This window comes from Finegoldia dalianensis, from assembly GCF_046255015.1.
In the GTDB taxonomy this organism is placed as follows: domain Bacteria; phylum Bacillota; class Clostridia; order Tissierellales; family Peptoniphilaceae; genus Finegoldia; species Finegoldia magna.
Map to the genome: position 1 here is coordinate 40,728 of NZ_JBDLBQ010000002.1, position 20,343 is coordinate 61,070.

At 34.5% G+C, this 20,343-nt stretch carries 12 protein-coding genes; 1 reads left to right on the plus strand and 11 read right to left on the minus strand.

All coding sequences use genetic code 11. From position 1 onward, the window contains the following. From ypfJ to ABDJ34_RS02760, 5 genes are all read right to left on the minus strand, one after another. On the minus strand, positions 1–861 hold the full coding sequence (gene ypfJ, locus ABDJ34_RS02740) for a KPN_02809 family neutral zinc metallopeptidase (RefSeq protein ID WP_094223914.1): 861 nt from the start codon (positions 859–861) through the stop codon (positions 1–3). Positions 862–910: 49 nt separating this feature from the next. Beyond that, a complete protein-coding gene (locus ABDJ34_RS02745) occupies positions 911–1,537 on the minus strand; it encodes a ComF family protein (protein WP_412701276.1) in 627 nt (208 codons plus the stop codon). Further along, positions 1,524–3,755: an SF1B family DNA helicase RecD2 gene (gene recD2 / locus ABDJ34_RS02750; protein WP_412701277.1), complete on the minus strand. Its 2,232-nt coding sequence runs from the start codon at positions 3,753–3,755 to the stop codon at positions 1,524–1,526. The genes ABDJ34_RS02745 and recD2 overlap by 14 nt, the downstream gene beginning before the upstream one ends. Before the next feature lie 63 nt (positions 3,756–3,818). Beyond that, on the minus strand, positions 3,819–5,102 hold the full coding sequence (gene murA, locus ABDJ34_RS02755) for a UDP-N-acetylglucosamine 1-carboxyvinyltransferase (protein ID WP_170111627.1): 1,284 nt from the start codon (positions 5,100–5,102) through the stop codon (positions 3,819–3,821). Between the two features lie 130 nt (positions 5,103–5,232). Then, the gene (locus tag ABDJ34_RS02760) at positions 5,233–10,125 is read right to left on the minus strand and encodes a cell wall-binding repeat-containing protein (protein ID WP_412701278.1); all 4,893 of its coding nucleotides are present in this window, start codon (positions 10,123–10,125) and stop codon (positions 5,233–5,235) included. A gap of 152 nt (positions 10,126–10,277) precedes the next feature. Between ABDJ34_RS02760 and ABDJ34_RS02765 the strand changes: the two genes are divergently transcribed. Continuing rightward, positions 10,278–10,829, plus strand: coding sequence for an ECF transporter S component (locus ABDJ34_RS02765; RefSeq protein WP_094207714.1), 552 nt, complete (start codon positions 10,278–10,280; stop codon positions 10,827–10,829). A gap of 52 nt (positions 10,830–10,881) precedes the next feature. Here ABDJ34_RS02765 and sdaAA read toward each other — a convergent pair whose 3' ends face one another. The 6 genes from sdaAA to ABDJ34_RS02795 form a co-directional block, all read right to left on the minus strand. Then, a complete protein-coding gene (sdaAA, locus tag ABDJ34_RS02770; RefSeq protein WP_316531494.1) occupies positions 10,882–11,781 on the minus strand; it encodes an L-serine ammonia-lyase, iron-sulfur-dependent, subunit alpha in 900 nt (299 codons plus the stop codon). A gap of 9 nt (positions 11,782–11,790) precedes the next feature. Continuing rightward, positions 11,791–12,453, minus strand: coding sequence for an L-serine ammonia-lyase, iron-sulfur-dependent subunit beta (sdaAB, locus tag ABDJ34_RS02775; protein ID WP_102164111.1), 663 nt, complete (start codon positions 12,451–12,453; stop codon positions 11,791–11,793). Between the two features lie 110 nt (positions 12,454–12,563). Next, the gene (locus ABDJ34_RS02780) at positions 12,564–14,102 is read right to left on the minus strand and encodes a cell wall-binding repeat-containing protein (RefSeq protein ID WP_412701279.1); all 1,539 of its coding nucleotides are present in this window, start codon (positions 14,100–14,102) and stop codon (positions 12,564–12,566) included. Positions 14,103–14,595: 493 nt separating this feature from the next. After that, complete coding sequence (locus ABDJ34_RS02785) at positions 14,596–16,626, minus strand: cell wall-binding repeat-containing protein (RefSeq protein ID WP_412701280.1); 2,031 nt, start codon at positions 16,624–16,626, stop codon at positions 14,596–14,598. Between the two features lie 53 nt (positions 16,627–16,679). After that, entirely contained in the window at positions 16,680–18,515 is a 1,836-nt protein-coding gene (locus tag ABDJ34_RS02790) for an ABC transporter ATP-binding protein (protein WP_412701281.1), read from the minus strand. Further along, positions 18,499–20,301, minus strand: a complete 1,803-nt coding sequence (locus tag ABDJ34_RS02795) for an ABC transporter ATP-binding protein (protein ID WP_412701282.1) — start codon at positions 20,299–20,301, stop codon at positions 18,499–18,501. Before ABDJ34_RS02795 ends, ABDJ34_RS02790 begins: the two co-directional genes overlap by 17 nt. Positions 20,302–20,343 lie beyond the last annotated feature (42 nt).

The window sequence follows — 20,343 nt, forward strand, 5'->3', positions numbered from 1 at the left end:
TTATTGTATTCTAAGTCCCATTTCACCGAATGAATCTGCATGTTCAAAATCGTGGTATTTAAATCCTCGTTGAAACCATTCGTTTCTAAGTTCGGATGAGCCGTGAGTGAATTTTTCCGGTTGTACATATCCTTGTCCCATTTTTTGAATGTGATCGTCGCCGACACTTTGAACTGCACTTATCGCTTCTTCAATATCTCCTTCTTCCAAGTAGCCTTTCTCTTTAATATAATAACTGAACACTCCTGCAAAATAATCTGCTTGTGTTTCCAAAGCTACTGAATATTTATTGGCATCTTTTTCGTTCAATCTACGTTGAATATTGTGAACTCTATCCAAAATTCCTAGTTCTTTTTGGACGTGGTGGCCAACTTCATGCGCCAGTACATAAGCCATCGCATAATCTCCACCGTCAGCTCCAAGCTTTTGAGTCAACATATTATAAAAAGTTACATCCATGTAGATTGTTTGATCTAGCGAACAATAAAACGGCCCTACGTTTTTGTCAGCATTTCCGCAACCTGTAGACACTGCTCCTTCAAAGAAATGAAGCTTTGGTTCCTCGTAAGTTTTATTTATTTCAGAAAATTTTTCGTGCCACACATCTTCTGTATCCTTCAACACAACGCTTAGCATCTTTTCGGCTTCTTCAACTTCCTTGCTGCTAGCTTTTTCAGAATTGTTAACTTGTTGTTCCTGCTGTGTTCTGTTTTGTTCATTGATAATATCTCGTGGATTTCCTCCAAACAAAGAATACACAATCACAAGCAAAAGCAGTCCGACGCCACCGATTTTAACTGGTCCTCCACCGGATGAACCTCTGCCTACATTTGAACTTCCTTCTCTACCTTGCCATTTCATATTTTGCCCCCAATATATTAATTTTTCGTTAATTTATTTATACCCAATTTTAATATTTTTCATTAGACCTGCTAGACACTGCTACAAATTTTAAATCCACATACTTCTCATTCAAAGTTTTCTTGATTTCTCTTAAAGTGTTCTTCGTAGTCACAATATCGTCCAAAACCAGAATTTTCTTATTTGATAAATCAGCGTTCACCTCAAACGCTCCTCGTAAATTCTCAATTCTTTGAAGCTGCGATAAATTGTGCTGAATTTTCGTTTCCTTCACTTTTACAATTGCATCTGGCAAATACTCCATGTCCAGAATCTTTGCCACTTCCTTTGCAATCTCGTGAATGTGATCAAACCCACGTTTATTTATCGTAGATTTTGTCGAAGGAACTATGAGCAAAGTGTAGTCTTGTAAATTTTTTTGCTTTATTTTATCAGCCACTGCATCTGCCAAGAAATATTTCACAACTTGTTTGCGGCTTAGCTTGTAATCGTAGATGAGTTTCTTCGTCAAACCTTGGTGAAGTAAAGCAAAAAAGCAGTCCGTCCCGTCGATATCCCTGTAGCCGTCCACAAAAACCAATTTGTCAAAGCAATCTTCGCACAACAAATATTTGTACTGTTTTTTCTCGTGACAAATTATACAACGCTTTTGAAATAATAAACTAAAATCCCTCATCTTCGAACATCTCTCTCATCATTTCTTGTTCGTCATCATCTATGTCAAAATCCATGTATTGTTTGATTCTCCTGTCCAGTCCAGAATTTCTCTTCATAATTTTATTGTTAGATATCATTTGACTCAAAATTTTAAGGCTTCCAACCAAAACGACTATTTCTCTCGCTCTTGTGATTGCTGTATAGAGCAAATTTCTCGTCAACAACATAAAAGGAGCTTGTGTGACTGGAATTACCACAATTGGAAACTCACTTCCTTGTGATTTGTGAATAGTAATCGCATAAGACAACGTCAAACCGTCACATTCTTTTTTCGTGAAACTTGCAGTTTTATCGTCGAACAACACATCAATCGTCTCATCAATCGGATCGACGTATGTAACTCTTCCGATATCTCCATTGAAAACGCCCATAGAATCATCGTCAATAAATTCCTTCGTGTACTCATTTTTGATTTGCATAACTTTGTCGTTGAGCCTGAAAATCCTGTCTCTTTGTTCGATTTCTTCTGTCATCGGAGTTTTTGGATTCAAAACTTCTTGCAAAGAAGCATTTAATTCCTTCGTTCCACAGCTAGATTTTTTCATCGGAGTTAGAACAATTATATCGTCAAACTCATCTTTTTTGTAGAAATTAGGAAGTCTCTGTGCACACAAATCCAAAATTGTCTGCTTGGCACGTTCTGGATCATTTTCTTCTATAAAGAAAAAATCCTTGCCCTTTTCATTCAAAATAGGAAACTCTCCGTTGTTAATCCTGTGCGCATTCACAATAATATTGGAGTTTTGCGCTTGACGGAAAATCTTAGTAAGTTTTATCGTAGTGATTTCTCCACATTCTATCAAATCGTTAAGCACGTTTCCAGCTTGTACACTTGGAAGCTGGTCACAGTCTCCCACAAAAACTACTCTCGTATTAGAATCCAACGCTCTTAATAAACTATCCGCGATGAAAATATCCATCATACTAGCTTCATCTATGATTATCAAATCACAATCTATAGGATTATCTTCGTCGTGATCGAAAATCGTTCCATTTTCAACTGGAATGTATCCCAAAATTCTGTGAATAGTCTTCGCTTCTTCGTTACAGCTTTCAGAAAGTCTCTTAGCTGCACGACCAGTAGGCGCTGCAAGAATTATTTCCTTGTCATTATTCTTGAAAATTTTCGTAATATTGTTGATAATCGTTGTTTTTCCTGTACCAGGTCCACCCGTAATTATCAGCATTTTTTCGGTCATAGATTTTTTGATAGCTTCGATTTGCAATTCATCCAAGTGTTCTGATTCTAGTTTTGAAAGCTCGTATTCCACATCGAACTCGTCTTCTATTTCGCTTTGCAAAATATTCGCAATATTCCTCGCACATCTCATCTCTGATTTTTCGATTTGTGGAAGGTAGACTCTGCTCTCATCACCAGTATCATCGATTGCAATAATTCCATTTACAATCAAAGATTCCAACGTTTCTTTTATGTCTTTGATTTCAATATCAAGAAGTTTTTCTACTCCATCTATCAAATCGTCTTCCAAAACGTAACAATTCCCGTTGGAATTTGCTTCCTTCTCCATAAAATATTTGAACGCAGCTTTAATCCTAAAAGGAGAATCTGGTTCAATGTCAATTCTCTGTGCAATGATATCCGCCGTTCTAAACCCAATTCCCCTAATATCGTCTATTAGAGTGTATGGGTTTTGCATGATAATTTTTTTAGTATCTTCCTTGTAAAAATCAGAAATAATATTTGCTTGATGAAGACTTAGTCCCAATGATTGCAAATACAAGAAAATCTCTGCGTATTCTTTTTTCTCGTCGAGCGATTCTTTTATTTTCTTGTAGTTTTTCTTACCAATTCCTTTGACTTGTAATAATTTGGATGGAGAATTTTTCAAAATTTCCATTGTATCTTCTCCAAATTCTTCCACGATTCTTCTTGCAGTTGTCTCTCCAATTCCTCTAATCAAACCACTTTGAAGATAATTAATAATATTGTACATGCTAGGCTTACTGGATCTTTCAACGAAAATTATGTTGTATTGTTCGCCATATTTCGGATCTTGAACTTTATTTGCCTCAATATCCAAGAAATCTCCTGGCATAACCTTGAAACTATTGCCCTTGATAATTCTCTCTTCACCGTCTTTGTCTACAGAAAAAATCCTGAAACCATTGGACTCATTTTCAAATATTATATTTTTGACAGTTGCTGAAAATTTCATACACTCACCTACAAAAAAGAGGGTTGTTCATTCAAATAACAATCCCTCTGTTTATATAATTTATTAATCTTCGATTTCAATTCTTTCGATATTTGCTCCTAATTTCTTGAATTTCGAAACAATATCGTCATATCCTCTGTCAATATGATAAATATCTGTTACATTTGTAGTGCCATCTGCTACAAGTCCTGCTAAAATCAAAGCCGCTCCAGCTCTCAAATCTGTAGATTTAACAGTAGCACCTTGAAGAGAATCGACTCCAGCAATGCTCGCTTCATTTCCTTCAGTTGCAATAGCAGCGCCCATTTTTTGAAGTTGTTCCACATGCATAAATCTATTTTCAAAAACAGTTTCTTCAACACTACTTTGGCCCTTGCACACAGTCATCAACGCCATAAATTGCGCTTGCACATCTGTAGGAAAACCAGGATATGGCAAAGTTTTAATCTTCGTTCCTTTTAATCTGCCAGTGGAAATAACTCTGATAGAATCTTCGTCCTCGTTTTCGATAACCTCGCAACCAACTTCGCGAAGCTTTGCGATAATTGGCATAATATGAGATGAAATACAATTTTTAACAGTAACATCTCCACGTGTAATCGCACTTGCCACCATAAAAGTCGCAGCTTCAATTCTATCTGGAATAATTGTGTGTCTTGCACCATGTAATTTGTCAACGCCGACAATTCTAATTGTAGAAGTACCAGCGCCACGAACCTTCGCTCCCAATTTGTTCAAGAAACTTGCCAAATCTACAATTTCTGGTTCCTTTGCAGCATTTTCGATAACAGTTTCTCCCTTTGCCATCGTAGCTGCCATCATAATATTTTGAGTCGCACCAACACTAGGAAAATCCAAATAAATTTCCCCACCAATCAAACCATCCTTTGCAATAGCTTCTATCTTTTCGTCAGTCGATTCAATCTCAGCACCCAATGCCTTGAATCCTTTTAAATGCAAATCCACAGGTCTCGAACCGATCGCACATCCACCTGGCAAATACGTTTTGGTTTGACCAAGTCTTGTCAACAAAGGTCCCATTACCAAAAATGAAGCCCTCATCTTGTTCATCAATTCGTGTGGAGTCACAGAATTATTGACATTGCTACTATCTATCTCAACCTTATTCTTATCCAAATAAGTTACTTTTGATCCCAATTCTTCTAAAACTTTTAATATAATTGAAACATCCTTTAACTTTGGAACATCTTCTAAAATTATCGGCTCAGTTCCTAAAAGAGATGCTGCTATAATAGGAAGTGCTGAGTTTTTGGCTCCGTCAATCTTGACCTCGCCCTTCAAATTTAAACTTTTTTTTACTTGTATAACTTCCAAAATAACCTCCATCAGTCATTCGTTTTTCTTATTTATATATAAAATATTATATCATATCCATTTATCGTTGACTAATTTTTAAGTGTTTTACAAATCTTTAAAAAAACAAAAGCCTCCTTGGGTAAGGAAGCTTTTAGTTGATTTATTTAGTTTTGTTGTAAACTATAGTATATTCAGGATTGTCTCCGATTTTATTTACTCCTAGTAATGTTTGAAGATTTCTGTAATCTGTATAGTCTACACCACTCTCTAATTTTATTTCATTTTTATCTGAATTACGAACTATTTTAACAGGTCTATAGTTTTCAATCGCATCTGGATAAATTCCCGCTGCGCATTCTCCAAAGAAGCTGTACGATTTCTTTTCTACAGAATCTTTGATTGGTTTACCATCTACATCAACGTAGTTAAGTTTCAACGTTGTTTCTTGGTTTTCCAAGTTAAATTTACCATCATTAGTTTTTCCAGAAGCTAAAATTTTTGCACGAACTACGACATTTTCATCGTAGTTTTTGCCATCTACTGCAACTTTGTAGGTGAATGTGTGATCTCCAATCAAACTTCCCGGTCCAATTATTTCCATAGTTTGATAATTTCCATCGCCATCAATTCCAATCAATGCAGGAACTACCATTTTAAATGCAGCAGCTCCTAATGAAGGTTGGTTTACGATGTACCATTCTACTCCTCTTTCGTCAAAAATTCTAACTCTAGTTTTCGTCGCTTCTAAGTTTGTTCCGTAAACGTGAGTAAATGTCTTCTTGGATTCTTGATTTGTCGGTGTCACTCCGTAAGTTATATCTGGAATTTCTCCTTTATCTGTAGAAGTTGCTCCATAAGTTTGAATTTTCATAAATGCAAGTGTAGAGGCATTTACATCCTCACCGTCTGCAACCAATGAAATTACGATTGAATTCGCTCTGGATCTTGGATTATTTCCAGGTAATTTTCGATAATTTCCATTCGTTTCTGGTTTGTACAAAATTTCGTAAGACACCGTTCTATCTGTTTTGTTTTCTGGAAGGTCGAATGTTATAGTTTGTTCATCTCCAGTTCGAGAAATTGTTCCTATAACTTCTGGTTGTTTTCCTTTTTTTACATCATCTGTCTGTTCTGTCGCAAGTTTTGTTTGCATAACAGCTTTTACTTTTGCGCTACTTGACAAATTCATTCCATTCACTTTAATAGTGACTTTTCTGTTTTTGTTAGTGATTACCTTGTCACCTTCGATTGTAGCTTGACGAACGATTGGTTTTCCGATATTTATATAATAGTCAACGTCTTTATTCAAGTTTTCAGTGCCTTTTTTTCTAAATACGCCTTGATTTATTTTGATTTTGGCTTTATTAAAACCAAGACCTTTTACATCTAGTGGCTTTTCAAGTGTAACTACGAATTTCTTGTCCGACAACTCGACAGTATCGTTGCTTTCTAACTTTTCATAACTTCCATCAGCGTTTTTATCAATGCTAATTCCAGCTTTTAAGCTGTCCTCAAATATTTCTTCGATTTCTTCATCAAAACCAACTTCAATTATCTTGCCATCTTTTGATGCGTGAGCATAACTTGGAAGAATTTCTTCATAAGATACTTTTTCTTCTTCAGGCGTTTCTGGTTTTGGGTCTTCTGCTTTTCCAGCTTGTTGAGTTATTTTAACATCAGATTTAAAAACTTTATCTTTTTTACCTGTTGATGTTGCGTATATTTCGTATGTTTTTCCCTTATCAGTAGTATTTTCTGGAACTTTAATGTTTATAACTCTGAAAGCTTTTGATGCATCTCCAGTAACTTCAATTTCAGGATAAGTTTCTTTTCCATCTTCATCGACCAATTTTACTATAAATTTATCACTAGGAATGTTGTTGATTTGACCAATAACCCTGATCTTAGCAATAGCATCTTTTGCTGGAAGATTCGAAGTTGTGACTTCTTGAATCATCGTGATTTTTTCTTCTTCAGGTGTTTCTGGTTTTGGGTCTTCTGCTTTCCCAGCTTGTTGAGTTATTTTAACATCAGATTTAAAAACTTTATCTTTTTTACCTGTTGATGTTGCGTATATTTCGTATGTTTTTTCTTTATCAGTAGTGTTTTCTGGCACTTTGATATTTATAACTCTGAAAGCTTTTGATGCATCTCCAGTAACTTCAATTTCAGGATAAGTTTCTTTTCCATCTTCATCGACCAATTTTACTATAAATTTATCACTAGGAATGTTGTTGATTTGACCAATAACCCTGATCTTAGCAATAGCATCTTTTGCTGGAAGATTCGAAGTTGTGACTTCTTGAATCATCGCGATTTTTTCTTCTTCAGGTGTTTCTGCAATATTCTTTAAATCTTTCAATTCAATATTATAACTATACACTGGATCAGAGTAAGACTTGCTATCGAATGAATATTCCAATTTCAATCCTTCGATATCTTTTAATGTCATACCATCTTCCAATGTAAGCTTGATTTTGTTGTCTTCAGTTACTTCTGCTTTTACTTTAGGATTATCTGATTTGATTTCTTTGAATTTCGTAAATACTTTGTCTATTAACTTAAATGGATTATCGAATTCTACAATATTTCCGTTTAATTTGACATCTGATACTGTTGTAGATAATTTGTCAGCTTCTAATGAGTAAATACTTTCTGCTTTAAGTGGTGTCAAGTCAGTAATTTGTGTTTCACTTACATTGATATCTCCCAATTGCTTCAAATCTTTTGCTACTGAAATGTCTTTAATAGGATTGGAATGTACATCTAAATTATACAATTCTTCTAAATTTTTAAGTGGTGCTATATCTTTTATTTGATTTTTGGATAAATCTAACATTCCCAATCCCGTTAAATCTTTCAACGCTTCTACTGATGTAAGTTTATTACCAGACAAGTTTACATCATTTAATTTCGTTAACTTAGAAATTGAATCTATAGATTCTAGTCCGTTTTGAGCAATGTATAATTTTGTTAAATTAGTAAGCTTAGATGCGTCTATTTTTGTAATTTTATTATTATTTAGATTCAACGTTTCTAGTTTTGATAAATCTGTAATGGAAGATACATCTTCTATTTGGTTATTTTCTATGTCCAAATAATTCAATTCTTTGTTGTTTTGCAATGGAGATATATCTTTTATTTTGTTATTATTGGCCATTAACCAATTTAATTTCTTGTAATTTTTAGTAACAGAGATATTGGAAATTTCATTATCTCTAATATCAAGGTTTTTAACATTTGTTAAATCTTTCAATACTGATATGTTGTTAACTTTGTTTACTGAAATATCTAAACTTTTAAGATCTTTCAAATTATTTATAATTGATACATCTTCAATTTGATTGTGAGAAATGTATAGTTTTTCCAATAACGGTAAATCTTTTAATGGTGTCACATCTTTGATTGCATTGTGAGATAATCTCAATAATTTTAGCTTCTTCAAATCTTTTAATGGTGTTAAATCTTCAAATGACTTAGAAGAATCTTCTGGATCTCCACTAATTGTAAGTGTTTCTAAATTCTTCGCAGCTTCCAATCCTTTGATGCTGTTAAACTCTAATACATTATAATTTTCATCAAATGATCTATGACCAAAAGATTGAAGTTGTTCCATGTCTTTTACTGTTAAATCTGTTGCATTTGGGTCGATTCTGTAGTTTTTGTCGTATAATTTAAAGTCGAATTCTTTTATATCTTCATCAACTCTATCTTTTCCATTGTAGTTCTTGAAAAAGTTTAGAAGTTTTTCTTTTAATTTTGCATCACCAAATTCGACGATTTTTTCTTCAGGCTTTTCTTCTGGCTTTTCTTCTGGTTTTTTGTGTGCTTTGATGATTTCTTCTTTTAATGCAATAACGCCTTCTACTGTCTTGGCTTTATTGATTTGTTCAATGTACTTTTCTGATGTTATGCCATTTTCCTTCAATTCTTCAATTGCTTTTTCTTTGGCTTCTTTTAATGCTTTTTCTTTGGCCTTGTCTTCCGGTTTTTCTTCTGGTTTGTCTCCTGGCTTTTCTTCTGGCTTTTCACCTGGTTTTTCTTCTGGTTTTTCTTCTGGTTTGTCTTCTGGTTTTTCAGGAGTTGATGGAATATCGGGAGTTGGTGTGACTGATGGTTTATCTTCTTTTTTGTCTTGAATTGTTATTCCTTCTACTATTTTTTCAACGTGTTTCTGTGATACTGATTGTTCTCCACCAACTACTGTGATTTGTTTTGTGTTGTTTTCTTTTACTATTTTTTCGATGAATTCTGTACGATTTGGCTCTGTTAATAGAATTGGCTCGTCGTTTTTGTGTGCCAATGAACTTACGGATAATGCATCAGGATAATTTCTTCCGTCTGCCAAGACAAACTTGTCTAAATTACCAAACTCTTTTGCAATTATCAAAGCTGTTTCGTATCTGTCAGCTCCTGCTAATCTTCTTGTGTTTTCTAATCCTTTTATATTAACAGATTTTTCTCCTCCGAAAATTAAGGAGACCTTGTCCTTTGTGATTCCTTTCGGTAAATTGTGTCCATCTGTCAAAATAATTGGTAAATTTTCTTTTGAGGAAAGTGGTGTTGCACACAATGCATCTGCAAATGTTAATCCACTTGCGAGTGCAACTTTTCCGTTGGGATTTAAGTATTTGTACACTTCAACTGATGTTTCGTATCTGTCAGCTCCTGCTAATCTTTTAACGTTTTTAAGACCTTTGACATTTACAGATTTCTCTCCACCCACTATTATTATTTGTTCTGGACTAAGTCTATTGATTTCGTCCTTGATGACTTGTGGTAGGTTGTCTTTTTGTGTCAGTAATACTGGTGCATTTTCCTTGTTAGCTAGGCTTCCTGCAACCAAACTATCTGCAAAATTTTCCCCACTTGCAAGTACAATCTTTTCAATTTGATGTGGGAATGTTCGTTGACTAATTTTTGCTGATGTTTCGTAACGATCTGAGTCGCTTATTCTGTCTACAGTGATTTTGTTTTGTTCTTCTGCGAGAACTGGTGTGAACGAACTCATCACCATACTAGCAGTAAGAATTACTCCTAAAAATTTCTTCATATTACCTCCTGATTTAAAATCTACACTTTATTATATATTCCCACATCAATATTGACCAGCAATTACTTATTGAAATTTTCTATATATAGATTATCCTTTTAAATTTTTCTGATTAAGTGGTATAATTGTATAAATGATTTAAGGGGGAAAAAATGAAATTAACTACAAAAGATTTGACTAAAATCGGAGTATTTGGTGCTTTGACTATCGTTCTTGGACTTACTCCTTTGGGAATGATTCCGATTGGACCAGTTAGAGTGACTACACTACATATTCCAACTATTGTTGCTGCTTTGGTTGCAGGACCTTGGGTTAGTTTATTCGTGGGATTATTGTTCGGTTTGTTTTCATTGATAAATAATATTATTGCGCCGACAATTCTTTCATTTATGTTCTACAATCCATTGGTTTCTGTGCTTCCAAGAGTTTTGATAGCTGTTGTGACTTATCAAGTTTACAACAAATTAAGAGACAAAAACGATGTGATTCGATACGGAATTCCAGCGATTTGTGGAAGTGTTATGAACACAGTTGGTGTTTTAGGAATGGCGTTTATTTGTCATTCAAAGCAAATCGAAAGCGTTATGCATGTCAAAGCACAATATTTTCTTGGAGGAATTGTCGCTACGAATATGCCTTTTGAAATCGTGATATCATTCGTGTTGGCGATTTTGATTGCAAAAAGTGTAAACAAAAACAAATAGTTCAATTAAAAAATCCACAAGATTTTGAAAATCTTGTGGATAATTTTTTGTTTTAATCTTCGACGTCATCACTGATGTTGCAAGATCCCAAAAATCTTCTTCTGATATCTTGACCAGTTTTTGTTCCTGCAACTCCACCCATTCCTGTTTCTCTCAATGATGGTGGAAGAGTTTTGCCGACTTTTCTCATTGCTTGGCACACTTCTTCGAATGGAACTATACTTGTGATTCCTGCCAATGCCATATCGGCACTAATCATTGCGTTTGTAACTCCCATTGCATTTCTGAATGTGCAAGGATATTCTACAAGTCCTGCGATTGGGTCGCATACAAGTCCCAATACATGTAGTATTGCAAATGATGCTCCGTGGAATATTTGCTCAATAGATCCACCTCTTAAAAATATCAATGCACCTGCTGCCATCGCTGCTGCAGATCCTGTTTCTGCTTGGCAACCTCCGTCAGCGCCAGAAAATGTTGCGTATTTTCCCAACAATTGTCCAACACCGATAGCTACTAACATTGCATCGATAAGTTCGTCGTGTGAGCAGTTGTATCTTTGTTTAAAACTCATAAGAGCTGCTGGCAAAATTCCCGACGAACCTGCAGTAGGTGATGCTACGATTTTTCCCATAGCCGCACTGATTTCCAATGTTGAAAAAGCCATCGCCATTGCTTCTGCTGTAAATTGTCCTACTATTGGTTCATTTTCATTTGCATAAACGTGCATTTTATGTGCAAATCCGTCTATCATTTTTTGATTAGTCACTGAAGGTGTTTCCAAGAAATCTGTCGCAGATTTTTCCATAACATCTAGCATATGTGACAATTCACTTCTGATGAATTCTTCAGATTTGCCAGTTCTTTCGTTTTCTATTTCTATAACGTATTCGTAAAAAGGTCTGTTTTCCCTCTTAACTGTATTGATTATTTCTAATGATGTATCAAACATAAACTCTCCTTAATTTCGTTGAATATATTTTGTGAAAAGAAATCTATCGTCTTTCAATAAATTTTCTGTCAAATCTTCGCCGATATTTTTGTCTAATTCAACAATCAAAGTTACTATTCCGTCATGTTTCAACGTCTTCATTCCTTCGATGTTGTAACCATTTCTGGCAAGTTCTGAAGAAATATCCGCAATAATTCCTCTTACATCCACGTATTTCAATAAAATGGTAGGATAGCTTCCTGTAAATTGAACAGCTATTCCGTTGATATCTATGATTTCAATATTTCCTCCACCGATTGATGAGCCAACGATGTACATAGTAGTTCCATCTTCGTATGTAAATGTAATCTTCGCAGTATTTGGATGCACATCCCCTAAGTCAGCTTCTCTGAAAACATAGTCAATTCCTCTTTGTTCAGCTATCGCAAATGAATCTCTAAGTCTAATGTCATCTGGTTCAATTCCCAATACACCAGCTAATAAGGCTCTGTCTGTACCGTGACCCTTGTAAGTTTTCGCAAATGATCCATGAAGATCAAACTCAACTTTTGTGAACTCATTTCCAGCAATCAAAAGAGCAGTCTTTGCAATTCTACAAGCACCTGCAGTGTGAGAGCTAGAAGGTCCAATCATTACAGGTCCCAAAATATCAAATATATTATATTCTCCCATAAAAACCCCCTAAGTATTTTCCTTAACAATTATATCATATCAAATTCAGTGGATAAAGAAAAACAGGAAAATTTTCCTAAAAAAAGAGAGGCTCAAAGCCTCCCTAAATTTTATTTATGGAATCCTGCTGGATCGTTAGTTTCATCTGCAAACCAAATATCAGCATAACCACCGTTAATTGAAACTCCCATCACACTAATCGTATTCCAGTTTTCTTCTCCAACGATAACTTTGTTGTGACCTTGGGAATTCTTCCAAATATTAAGTGCTCTTGATGCTGCATCATCTGTTGTGAAATCACTCATCGCAGAAATTTCGTATCCGTCAACTTTGAAGTTTGTCAATTCTTTTGGTTTATTCCACATTCCTTCTTGGTATTTGTGATCTGGTGTATACATTACCGGTTTCCATTTTCCGTGATTTGACCAACTGTGAAGATTTGCTGCTATTCCTCTACTGTCCTTCCAACTTTCGCTGTAGTATTTGTTTTGGTCGTTGTTGTGAGTCCTTGCAACAAATGTCAATGACTTAGAAACTTTTAATGGCTTCAATCCTTTTGATTTACGATAGTCGTTGATTTTTTTAGCTAATTCTTCTTCTCTTAATGAAAGAGGTGTGTTGATATTGAAGTTAGAAAGATTAGTGTCTTTTACTCTTTTTCCTTCAGTATTTGGTTTTTGTTCTGGTTTCTTTTCTGGTTTCTTTTCTGGTTTCTTTTCCGGTTTATATTCTCCAGTTAATTTTTCGTATTGAGTTTTTGAAACTGATTTTTCTCCACCAATTATAGTTACTTGTTTAATTCCGTTTTTGTCTATAAAAGATTTTATGCTGTCAATTGCTGAATCGTCAGATAATAAAATCCCTGAATTCATTTTAACTGCAAGTGGTGCTGCTGATAAAGCGTCTGGATAATCTCTTCCATCAGCGATTACAGCTTTTTCAGTTGTACCGATTTGTTTCATTACTTCAATTGAAGTATCATTTCTGTTCTTGCCGGAAATTCTTGCTACATTTTCCAATCCTTTAATACTTACAGAATTTTTGCCGCCAATTATAGTGCTGATATCTTTTGCTTCAACGCCTTTTGGCAAGGTTTTTCCGTTAGTTAATACAAGAGTTTTGTTTTTTGAAATAGCGTAAGGAGCTGCAGACAAAGCATCAGCGAACTTTTCACCATTAGCCAATACGATATTGTTCTTAGCATTTAATGCTTCAGCTACTTTTGTTGATGTTTCGTATCTGTCATTTCCAGAAATTCTAGTGATTTTTTTACCTTGAATTTTTAGTGTTTTTTCTACACTTTCAGATACAGATCCTTTACCACCGATAATGATGATTTCTTTTGCTCCAAGTCTGTCGATTTCTTTTTGCAAATCAGAAGATGCTCCTGCTTTTTCTGTCAATAAAATTGGTGCTTGATCCGCAAAGTTTCCAGCAGTCAATGCATCAGCAAATTTTTCGCCGCTAACCACCACAACCTTGTCACTCTTTGAAAAAGCGTGCTTGCTAATTTCGATTGATGTGTCGTATCTATTATTGCCTTTAATTCTTTGAACATCCACATCTTTTGCTGCAAATGACACTTGTGGAATAATGTTTGCCAATATTACTCCTGCTAACATTAATCCCAATACTTTTTTGTTTTTCATAATTTTTCTCCTTCTCATTATTAATACTAGGTTTCCTTATGTATGGATACCGTTTTTGTATTTACAATTATATTATACATCATAAATGTATTAAAGTAAAAATCTTTTTATGTCGTTATCTCCTATCAAAACAGTCCACAATTTTTTATAACAAACTATTACAATTTTGTGTTTAATTTTTCCAATTTTAAGATTTAGAAATCAACAATCTCAGCGAACAAAATTTAGTGCATGAAGTTTTCAATTTTATCGTTCCTTACTTAAAAGATTTTCAAATATAGCAAACATTCATGCTAAGAATATCATACGGATGAAATTGCTTTGGTTTCAAATCGAAAAAATCCGTCAAAAATTTGATTGCGTAAGAGAAGCGTGCTTCAAATTTTAGGATTTTAAGATTTAGAAATCAACAATTTCAGTAGTCTAGATATTCGTGCATGAAGTTTGCTATTACTATAAATAAAAAATGGTCCCTATAAAAGAGACCATTCATCTATCTTACTACTACTGCCATTCTTCTTGACAAATAATTTTCAGATAATTCACTGTATGATTTTGTGATTTCGTTTGAGTACCAAGGATCTGCAATGTAGAATCTGTTTGTTTTTGGATTGTAGCCGTTGATGCAGATTCCGTGGTTGTTTGCGAAAAATCTCTTTCCGTAAACATTAGTTGACCATTTTGGTTTTTCCCATCTTAATGTTCCGTAGTACATGATTGTGTTACCATTTTGAAGTTCCGCTATTATATCTCGCATATTTGAACCAGAAATATTTTCTGCTTTTCCATTTGCAAATCTGTTTGCAAACTTAGTCATTGGTTCTGGATTCATATATGTCGCCATAACTCTTGTGTGGTAATAAGCATCCCAAACGTAAGGATTTCTTGAAAAACCTGTGTTGTTATTATTAGTGTTCATAGGAAGTTGATTCAAAAATTCGTTGTAAGTGTAACCTAACGCATAACCTTTTGCTTGTAATGCGTGATACATTGCTGTTGGTTCACAACCTATTGGCGCTGCTTTTTGTCTAATTCCACGTTGAGATTTCGGATTCATTTGGTTCATTATATTTGGAACTGTAATGTGAACTGGAGCAAAATCTTTTGGATTGTAGTATTTGAATCCTTCTGGTCTTACCCATCCGTTAATTCCGTTGAATGATAAGTTAACCCATTTATCTTCGACTTTAACAACCTTCAAAATCTTATTAACTGCAACATCGATAATTTTTTTCGCTTGATCTTTCATTTCTGTTAACAAAGAGATAGCTTTGTTGTTAACAACGTAATCTTTTAATCTGAATACATTTCTATCAGTTTTATAAACTTTAATTAAATCTTTCTTTAATAATGCGTTCTTGATATTTGTGAAGCAATCATCAGAGATAGATTTTTCGCCGCCAAATACATAAGATTTTTCTTCTACATTCAAACCTTTCAAGTAGTTTTCATGAGTTTGAGTTTTGTTAGAAGAGTTCGCTTCTTTTTCTAATTGAATGTTATCTTTTGGAACTAAAACAATTGGCGCGTCGATTTTTTGACTAACTGGTGCTGCTGCTAATGCATCTGCATACACTTCTCCTGTTGTAAATATAGCTTTTTTAGCTTTTGGATAAGCTACTTTGGATACTTCAACGCTTGTTTTGTATCTGTCATGACCTGCAATTCTTGTGGATTTCAAATTAAGAATGCTGTCGATTTCTGCTTTTACAGAGTCGCTAATGCTGTTAGTTCCACCTACAATATAACTTTTTAAAATCTTTGTCTTATCGATTGATGATAAATACTCTTTGATTGATGTAGGTAGTACATTTTTTTGTACTAGAAGAATTGGAGATTTTGTTTTGTTTGCAAGTCCAACAGAACTCAAACTGTCTGCATAATTTTCCCCACTAGCAAACACCAATGTGTCAGCATTTTTCTTATTCTTTGCTAATTTTGCGTTGACAGCGTATCTGTCATGTCCGTCGATTCTTTCAACTTCGATTCCCATTTTTTTCAAAAATTCTTCAACATCTTTGCTGATTGTCTTTTCGCCACCAATGATGTGAACTTTTTTGATGTTTCTGTTCTTAAGTTGTTCTTTAGTCTTTTCGTTTAGCTTTGAACCTTCAGTGTACAAAATCGGCATTTTACCGTCAGTGATGTTGCCAGAGCTTATAGCATCCGCAAACACATCGCTTGATGTAAGTACAACTTCTTCTGCCTTGTCGAAAAACTCATCGTGAATCTTATTTGCAGATTCAAACCTGTCATGTCCTTCGACTCTTTCAGCTACGTTTTTGTCCGTAAGAACTTCCTTGTGTTCTTCCTTTTTTGGTTGTTCATTTGGTTGTTCTTCGTCCTTTTTTTCTGTTTGGTCAGCTTTTTCTGTAGAATTTTCTTGTTTTGAACTATTTTCGGGATTTAATTGTTCGTCATTTATTTCAACTATCGGTGAAATAATTTCTTCTTCGGCGTAACTAATTCCTGTTGTCATTGAAAATGCTAGTAGAAAAGCTATCAATAGCTTCTTTTTATTCATACCTTCCTCCTCAATAAAAATTATACCACATATTTAGGAAATAAAATCATTTTTTATACATAAAATTCCGCCTGTGCATCCCACAATTTTTTGTACATTCCGTTCTTGCCTATTAAGCTGTCGTGATCTCCAGTTTCAGCAATTTCTCCCTTGTCGAACACGATAATTTTGTCGGAGAATTTGCAGCTAGACAACCTGTGTGAGATAAAAATTGCAGTTCTGTCTTTGATTATTTCGCCCAATTTCTCGTAAATTTCAGCTTCACTTATAGGGTCAAGGCTCGCAGTCGGTTCATCCAATATCAAGAACGGACTGTCTTGGTACAACGCTCTTGCAATGGCGATTTTTTGTTCTTGACCTTTGGAAACGCTGATTCCATTTTCGTCGATATCTTTGTACAGATAAGTTTGGATTCCCTTGTCCCATTTTCGAACATCATCGTACATACCAACATCTTTTAGCGATTGAACTACTTTTTCTTTGTCATAATCCATTCCTGAAGCGATATTTTGCGCCAATGGATATGCGAACAAATTAAAATCTTGGAATACAACTGAGAATATTTTCAAATACTCATCGTATCTGTATTTTTTGATGTTAATTCCATTCAACAAGATTTCCCCTTCAGTAGCATCGTAAAATCTAATCAACAACTTCACAAAAGTAGTCTTGCCACAACCGTTTTGCCCTACAATCGCCAATTTTTTCCCAAGGTCGAATTTCAAATTGATATTTTTCAATACCCAATTGTCCGTTCCAGGATATTTGAAGCTGACATTTTTGAATTCGACTTCGTATTTTTTGTCGGATCTTTTTTCCGTAGTCAAACTTCCATTGTAAAATTCCGATTGTTTGTGCAAATAATCCATCATAAGTTCTGCATACGGAGTGTTTGTCTTGTACATTGTAACTCCTTCCAAGAATTTCGACAAATTGCTCGTAAAATTTATTAAACTTCCCAAATATTGACTAAGCATTCCTATTGAAATAGCTCCCAGTAACGATTTGGATACTACGACAAGATAAATCAACAAAACTTGTAATTTCGAGAAAAATTCGCTGAGTATTTTGTAAGTGACGCCTTCTGTCGACATAATTCTATCGAAAAATCCACCAGGATTAAAAATCCCACATTCATTAACCATATTAGCTGCAATATTATATTGACGATACATTCTCGTATCCAGCATCCTGCTTTTATCTTTCATTCGCCAACAATAAAATGAGAACACTCGATTTCCAAATTTTCCTTGTTCAGCTATTTTGTTCCAAATTTCAAACTGTTTTGCGTTGAATTTCTGTGAAATCCATGATAAAAATACAACCACTACAATCAGTAAAATATTTATCCAGACGCTATTTAGAAACGAAAAACTTTCTGGTGCGTTCCATTTCGTAGCTAAAAATTGATACGACAACACCAAACTACCTATCATCGCCAATAAAGACTCCAATATCATATCGTATGCGTAAAGAACTCTTATAATTCCGAATTCACCGATGTTTATGTTTTGTTCTATATTCGATTTTTCTCCGATAATGTCTGTGTCTTGGGATTGTTTGTAATCTAATTCATTGAATTTTTTGGATAAAATATGAAAAAATATCTCGTATTTCTTGTCCTTGTATGTGTTTTGGATTTTATTCGTCAAAGCAAGAATTATTTGAATGAAAAACACTGACAACAACGCAATTACTGCCCATTTACCTACAAATTGTACAGGCATCTTGTTGACAATTCCATCTATCATTCTAGCAGATGCGTAAATGCTAATTAAAGGGAAAATAGCTGAGAATAAACAGTTAAGAGTGTAGTTGATGATAAGTTTTTTGTAATTTTTCCACAAAACACTCCAAGTATCTTTGAATAATTTAAGATTCTTTTGCATTGTAGTCCTCCCTGTAATATTTCGCTTGGGTGTCGAACAAATACTTGTACGTTCCGCCCTTTTCCATCAATTCCTCGTGAGTTCCACGCTCTTCAATCCCCTTATTTCCAATCAACAAAATGTAATCACAAAATCTCGTCGAAGCCATTCTATGAGAAATAAATACGGACGTGTGGTTTTTCGTTAGTTCATTGTATTTGTTGTACAAGTCCCTTTCTGCCAATGGGTCAAGCGCTGCTGTTGGCTCATCCAATATCAAAAACTTCGAATTCTTGTACAAAGCTCTCGCAAGAAGTAGTTTTTGAGTTTCCCCACCTGATAAAACTGGAGAATCTTGGTAGATGTATTTTTCAATCGTGTTGAATACACCATTTGGAAATCCCTTAACCTTATCGTAAAGTCCTGCTAATTTCAACACCTCTTCCACGCCTTCCACATCATCTGTGGATTTTGATTGAGTTACATTCATGTAAATTGTTTCCGGCAATATCGAATAATCTTGGAATACCGCAGAGAAAATCTCATAATATTTTCTTCTGTTGAGTTCTCTCAAATCAATCCCATTGACAAGCACACGACCTTCTGTTGGATCCAAAAATCCTATCAAAAGTTTGATCAAAGTAGTTTTACCAGAGCCGTTAAGTCCAACAACAGCGACCTTTTCTTGTGGGTTGACTTGGAAGTTCACATTCTTCAATACAAATTCATCACTACCAGGATATTTATATCCTACATTTTCGAATTTTATCGTAATATCCTCATCTGGATTTAATTCGATTCCTCCGTCTTTTTTGAACTTTTCTTCCAAATCCACAAACTCTCTTACAGTTGCAATATCCTTTGCTTCCATAAAAAGCACACTGAGAAAATTGAACAATCTTTGAATATCGTAGCCGAATTTTGTTTGTGCAGAAAAAGCCAACAAAAACATACTTGCATCGATCTTGCCATTTACTGCAAAATTTATCAGATAATAATATGTAATGGAATTTCTCAAAAGGTTGAACACGCAATCCAAGAAATCTGCCATCAACATTTTGTTGCCCATCTTGTTCAAGAAATCATCGTACATTACAAAAACGCTGTCGTAAATATCTTCCAGCCAATTTTCAAGCCCGAACATTCTGATATCTTTTGCGTGTTTGTGGCTACTAACTGAATTAATGTAGTTGAATTCCTTTTCAAACTTAGCCTGAGTTTTTCTGTTATCGTACTTCCATTGTTTAAGTTTTTTTGAATACAGAAAACTAATCAAACTGGCGATAATCGACACCAAAATTATGAAAATAGGAAGTCTTGCAAGTAAAATCAAATACACACTCGTGCTGATTAATAAATACAAAACGTCTTTCATCGTAATCCAGATATGTTCTGTAGCTTTATCATTTCCTTCTAAGTTTACGTTCGCTTTTTCGGATAAATCCAACACATTCTTGTCCAAAGTCATCTCGTAATCCATCGACAAGAATTTATCGATACATTGATTTAACATCAAAGTTCTCACGTAGATTTTTTTCGGCAAGATCCTCAAATCCAACGACTCTTTTGTCGCAGAACATATGAAAATCAAAACCGCAAACACAACAACAGTAAGCATAATTGTTGTGAAATCTTGTGAGTTTTCAACCATTTTGATAATTTGTGGAGTAAAGTACAACTCTAAAATATCAATTCCAGCAGTTGTGATAGCCATAATTATCAGCATGAAAATCAAACTTTTTTGGTTGTTCCACGCAAGATTGAACATAAATTTTATATTATCATTTGTAGAATAATTTTTCTTCATAATTACCTCCCAATAATATATTAACCGAAATACTATCGTATT

Bases quoted from the DNA above. Each gene is read 5' to 3' on its own strand.
- ABDJ34_RS02780 (WP_412701279.1), bottom strand. From the start codon at position 14,102: ATGAAAAACAAAAAAGTATTGGGATTAATGTTAGCAGGAGTAATATTG.
- ypfJ (WP_094223914.1), bottom strand. From the start codon at position 861: ATGAAATGGCAAGGTAGAGAAGGAAGTTCAAATGTAGGCAGAGGTTCA.
- ABDJ34_RS02790 (WP_412701281.1), bottom strand. From the start codon at position 18,515: ATGCAAAAGAATCTTAAATTATTCAAAGATACTTGGAGTGTTTTGTGG.
- ABDJ34_RS02795 (WP_412701282.1), bottom strand. From the start codon at position 20,301: ATGAAGAAAAATTATTCTACAAATGATAATATAAAATTTATGTTCAAT.
- sdaAB (WP_102164111.1), bottom strand. From the start codon at position 12,453: ATGGGAGAATATAATATATTTGATATTTTGGGACCTGTAATGATTGGA.
- ABDJ34_RS02745 (WP_412701276.1), bottom strand. From the start codon at position 1,537: ATGAGGGATTTTAGTTTATTATTTCAAAAGCGTTGTATAATTTGTCAC.
- recD2 (WP_412701277.1), bottom strand. From the start codon at position 3,755: ATGAAATTTTCAGCAACTGTCAAAAATATAATATTTGAAAATGAGTCC.
- ABDJ34_RS02765 (WP_094207714.1), top strand. From the start codon at position 10,278: ATGAAATTAACTACAAAAGATTTGACTAAAATCGGAGTATTTGGTGCT.
- ABDJ34_RS02760 (WP_412701278.1), bottom strand. From the start codon at position 10,125: ATGAAGAAATTTTTAGGAGTAATTCTTACTGCTAGTATGGTGATGAGT.
- ABDJ34_RS02785 (WP_412701280.1), bottom strand. From the start codon at position 16,626: ATGAATAAAAAGAAGCTATTGATAGCTTTTCTACTAGCATTTTCAATG.
- murA (WP_170111627.1), bottom strand. From the start codon at position 5,102: ATGGAGGTTATTTTGGAAGTTATACAAGTAAAAAAAAGTTTAAATTTG.
- sdaAA (WP_316531494.1), bottom strand. From the start codon at position 11,781: ATGTTTGATACATCATTAGAAATAATCAATACAGTTAAGAGGGAAAAC.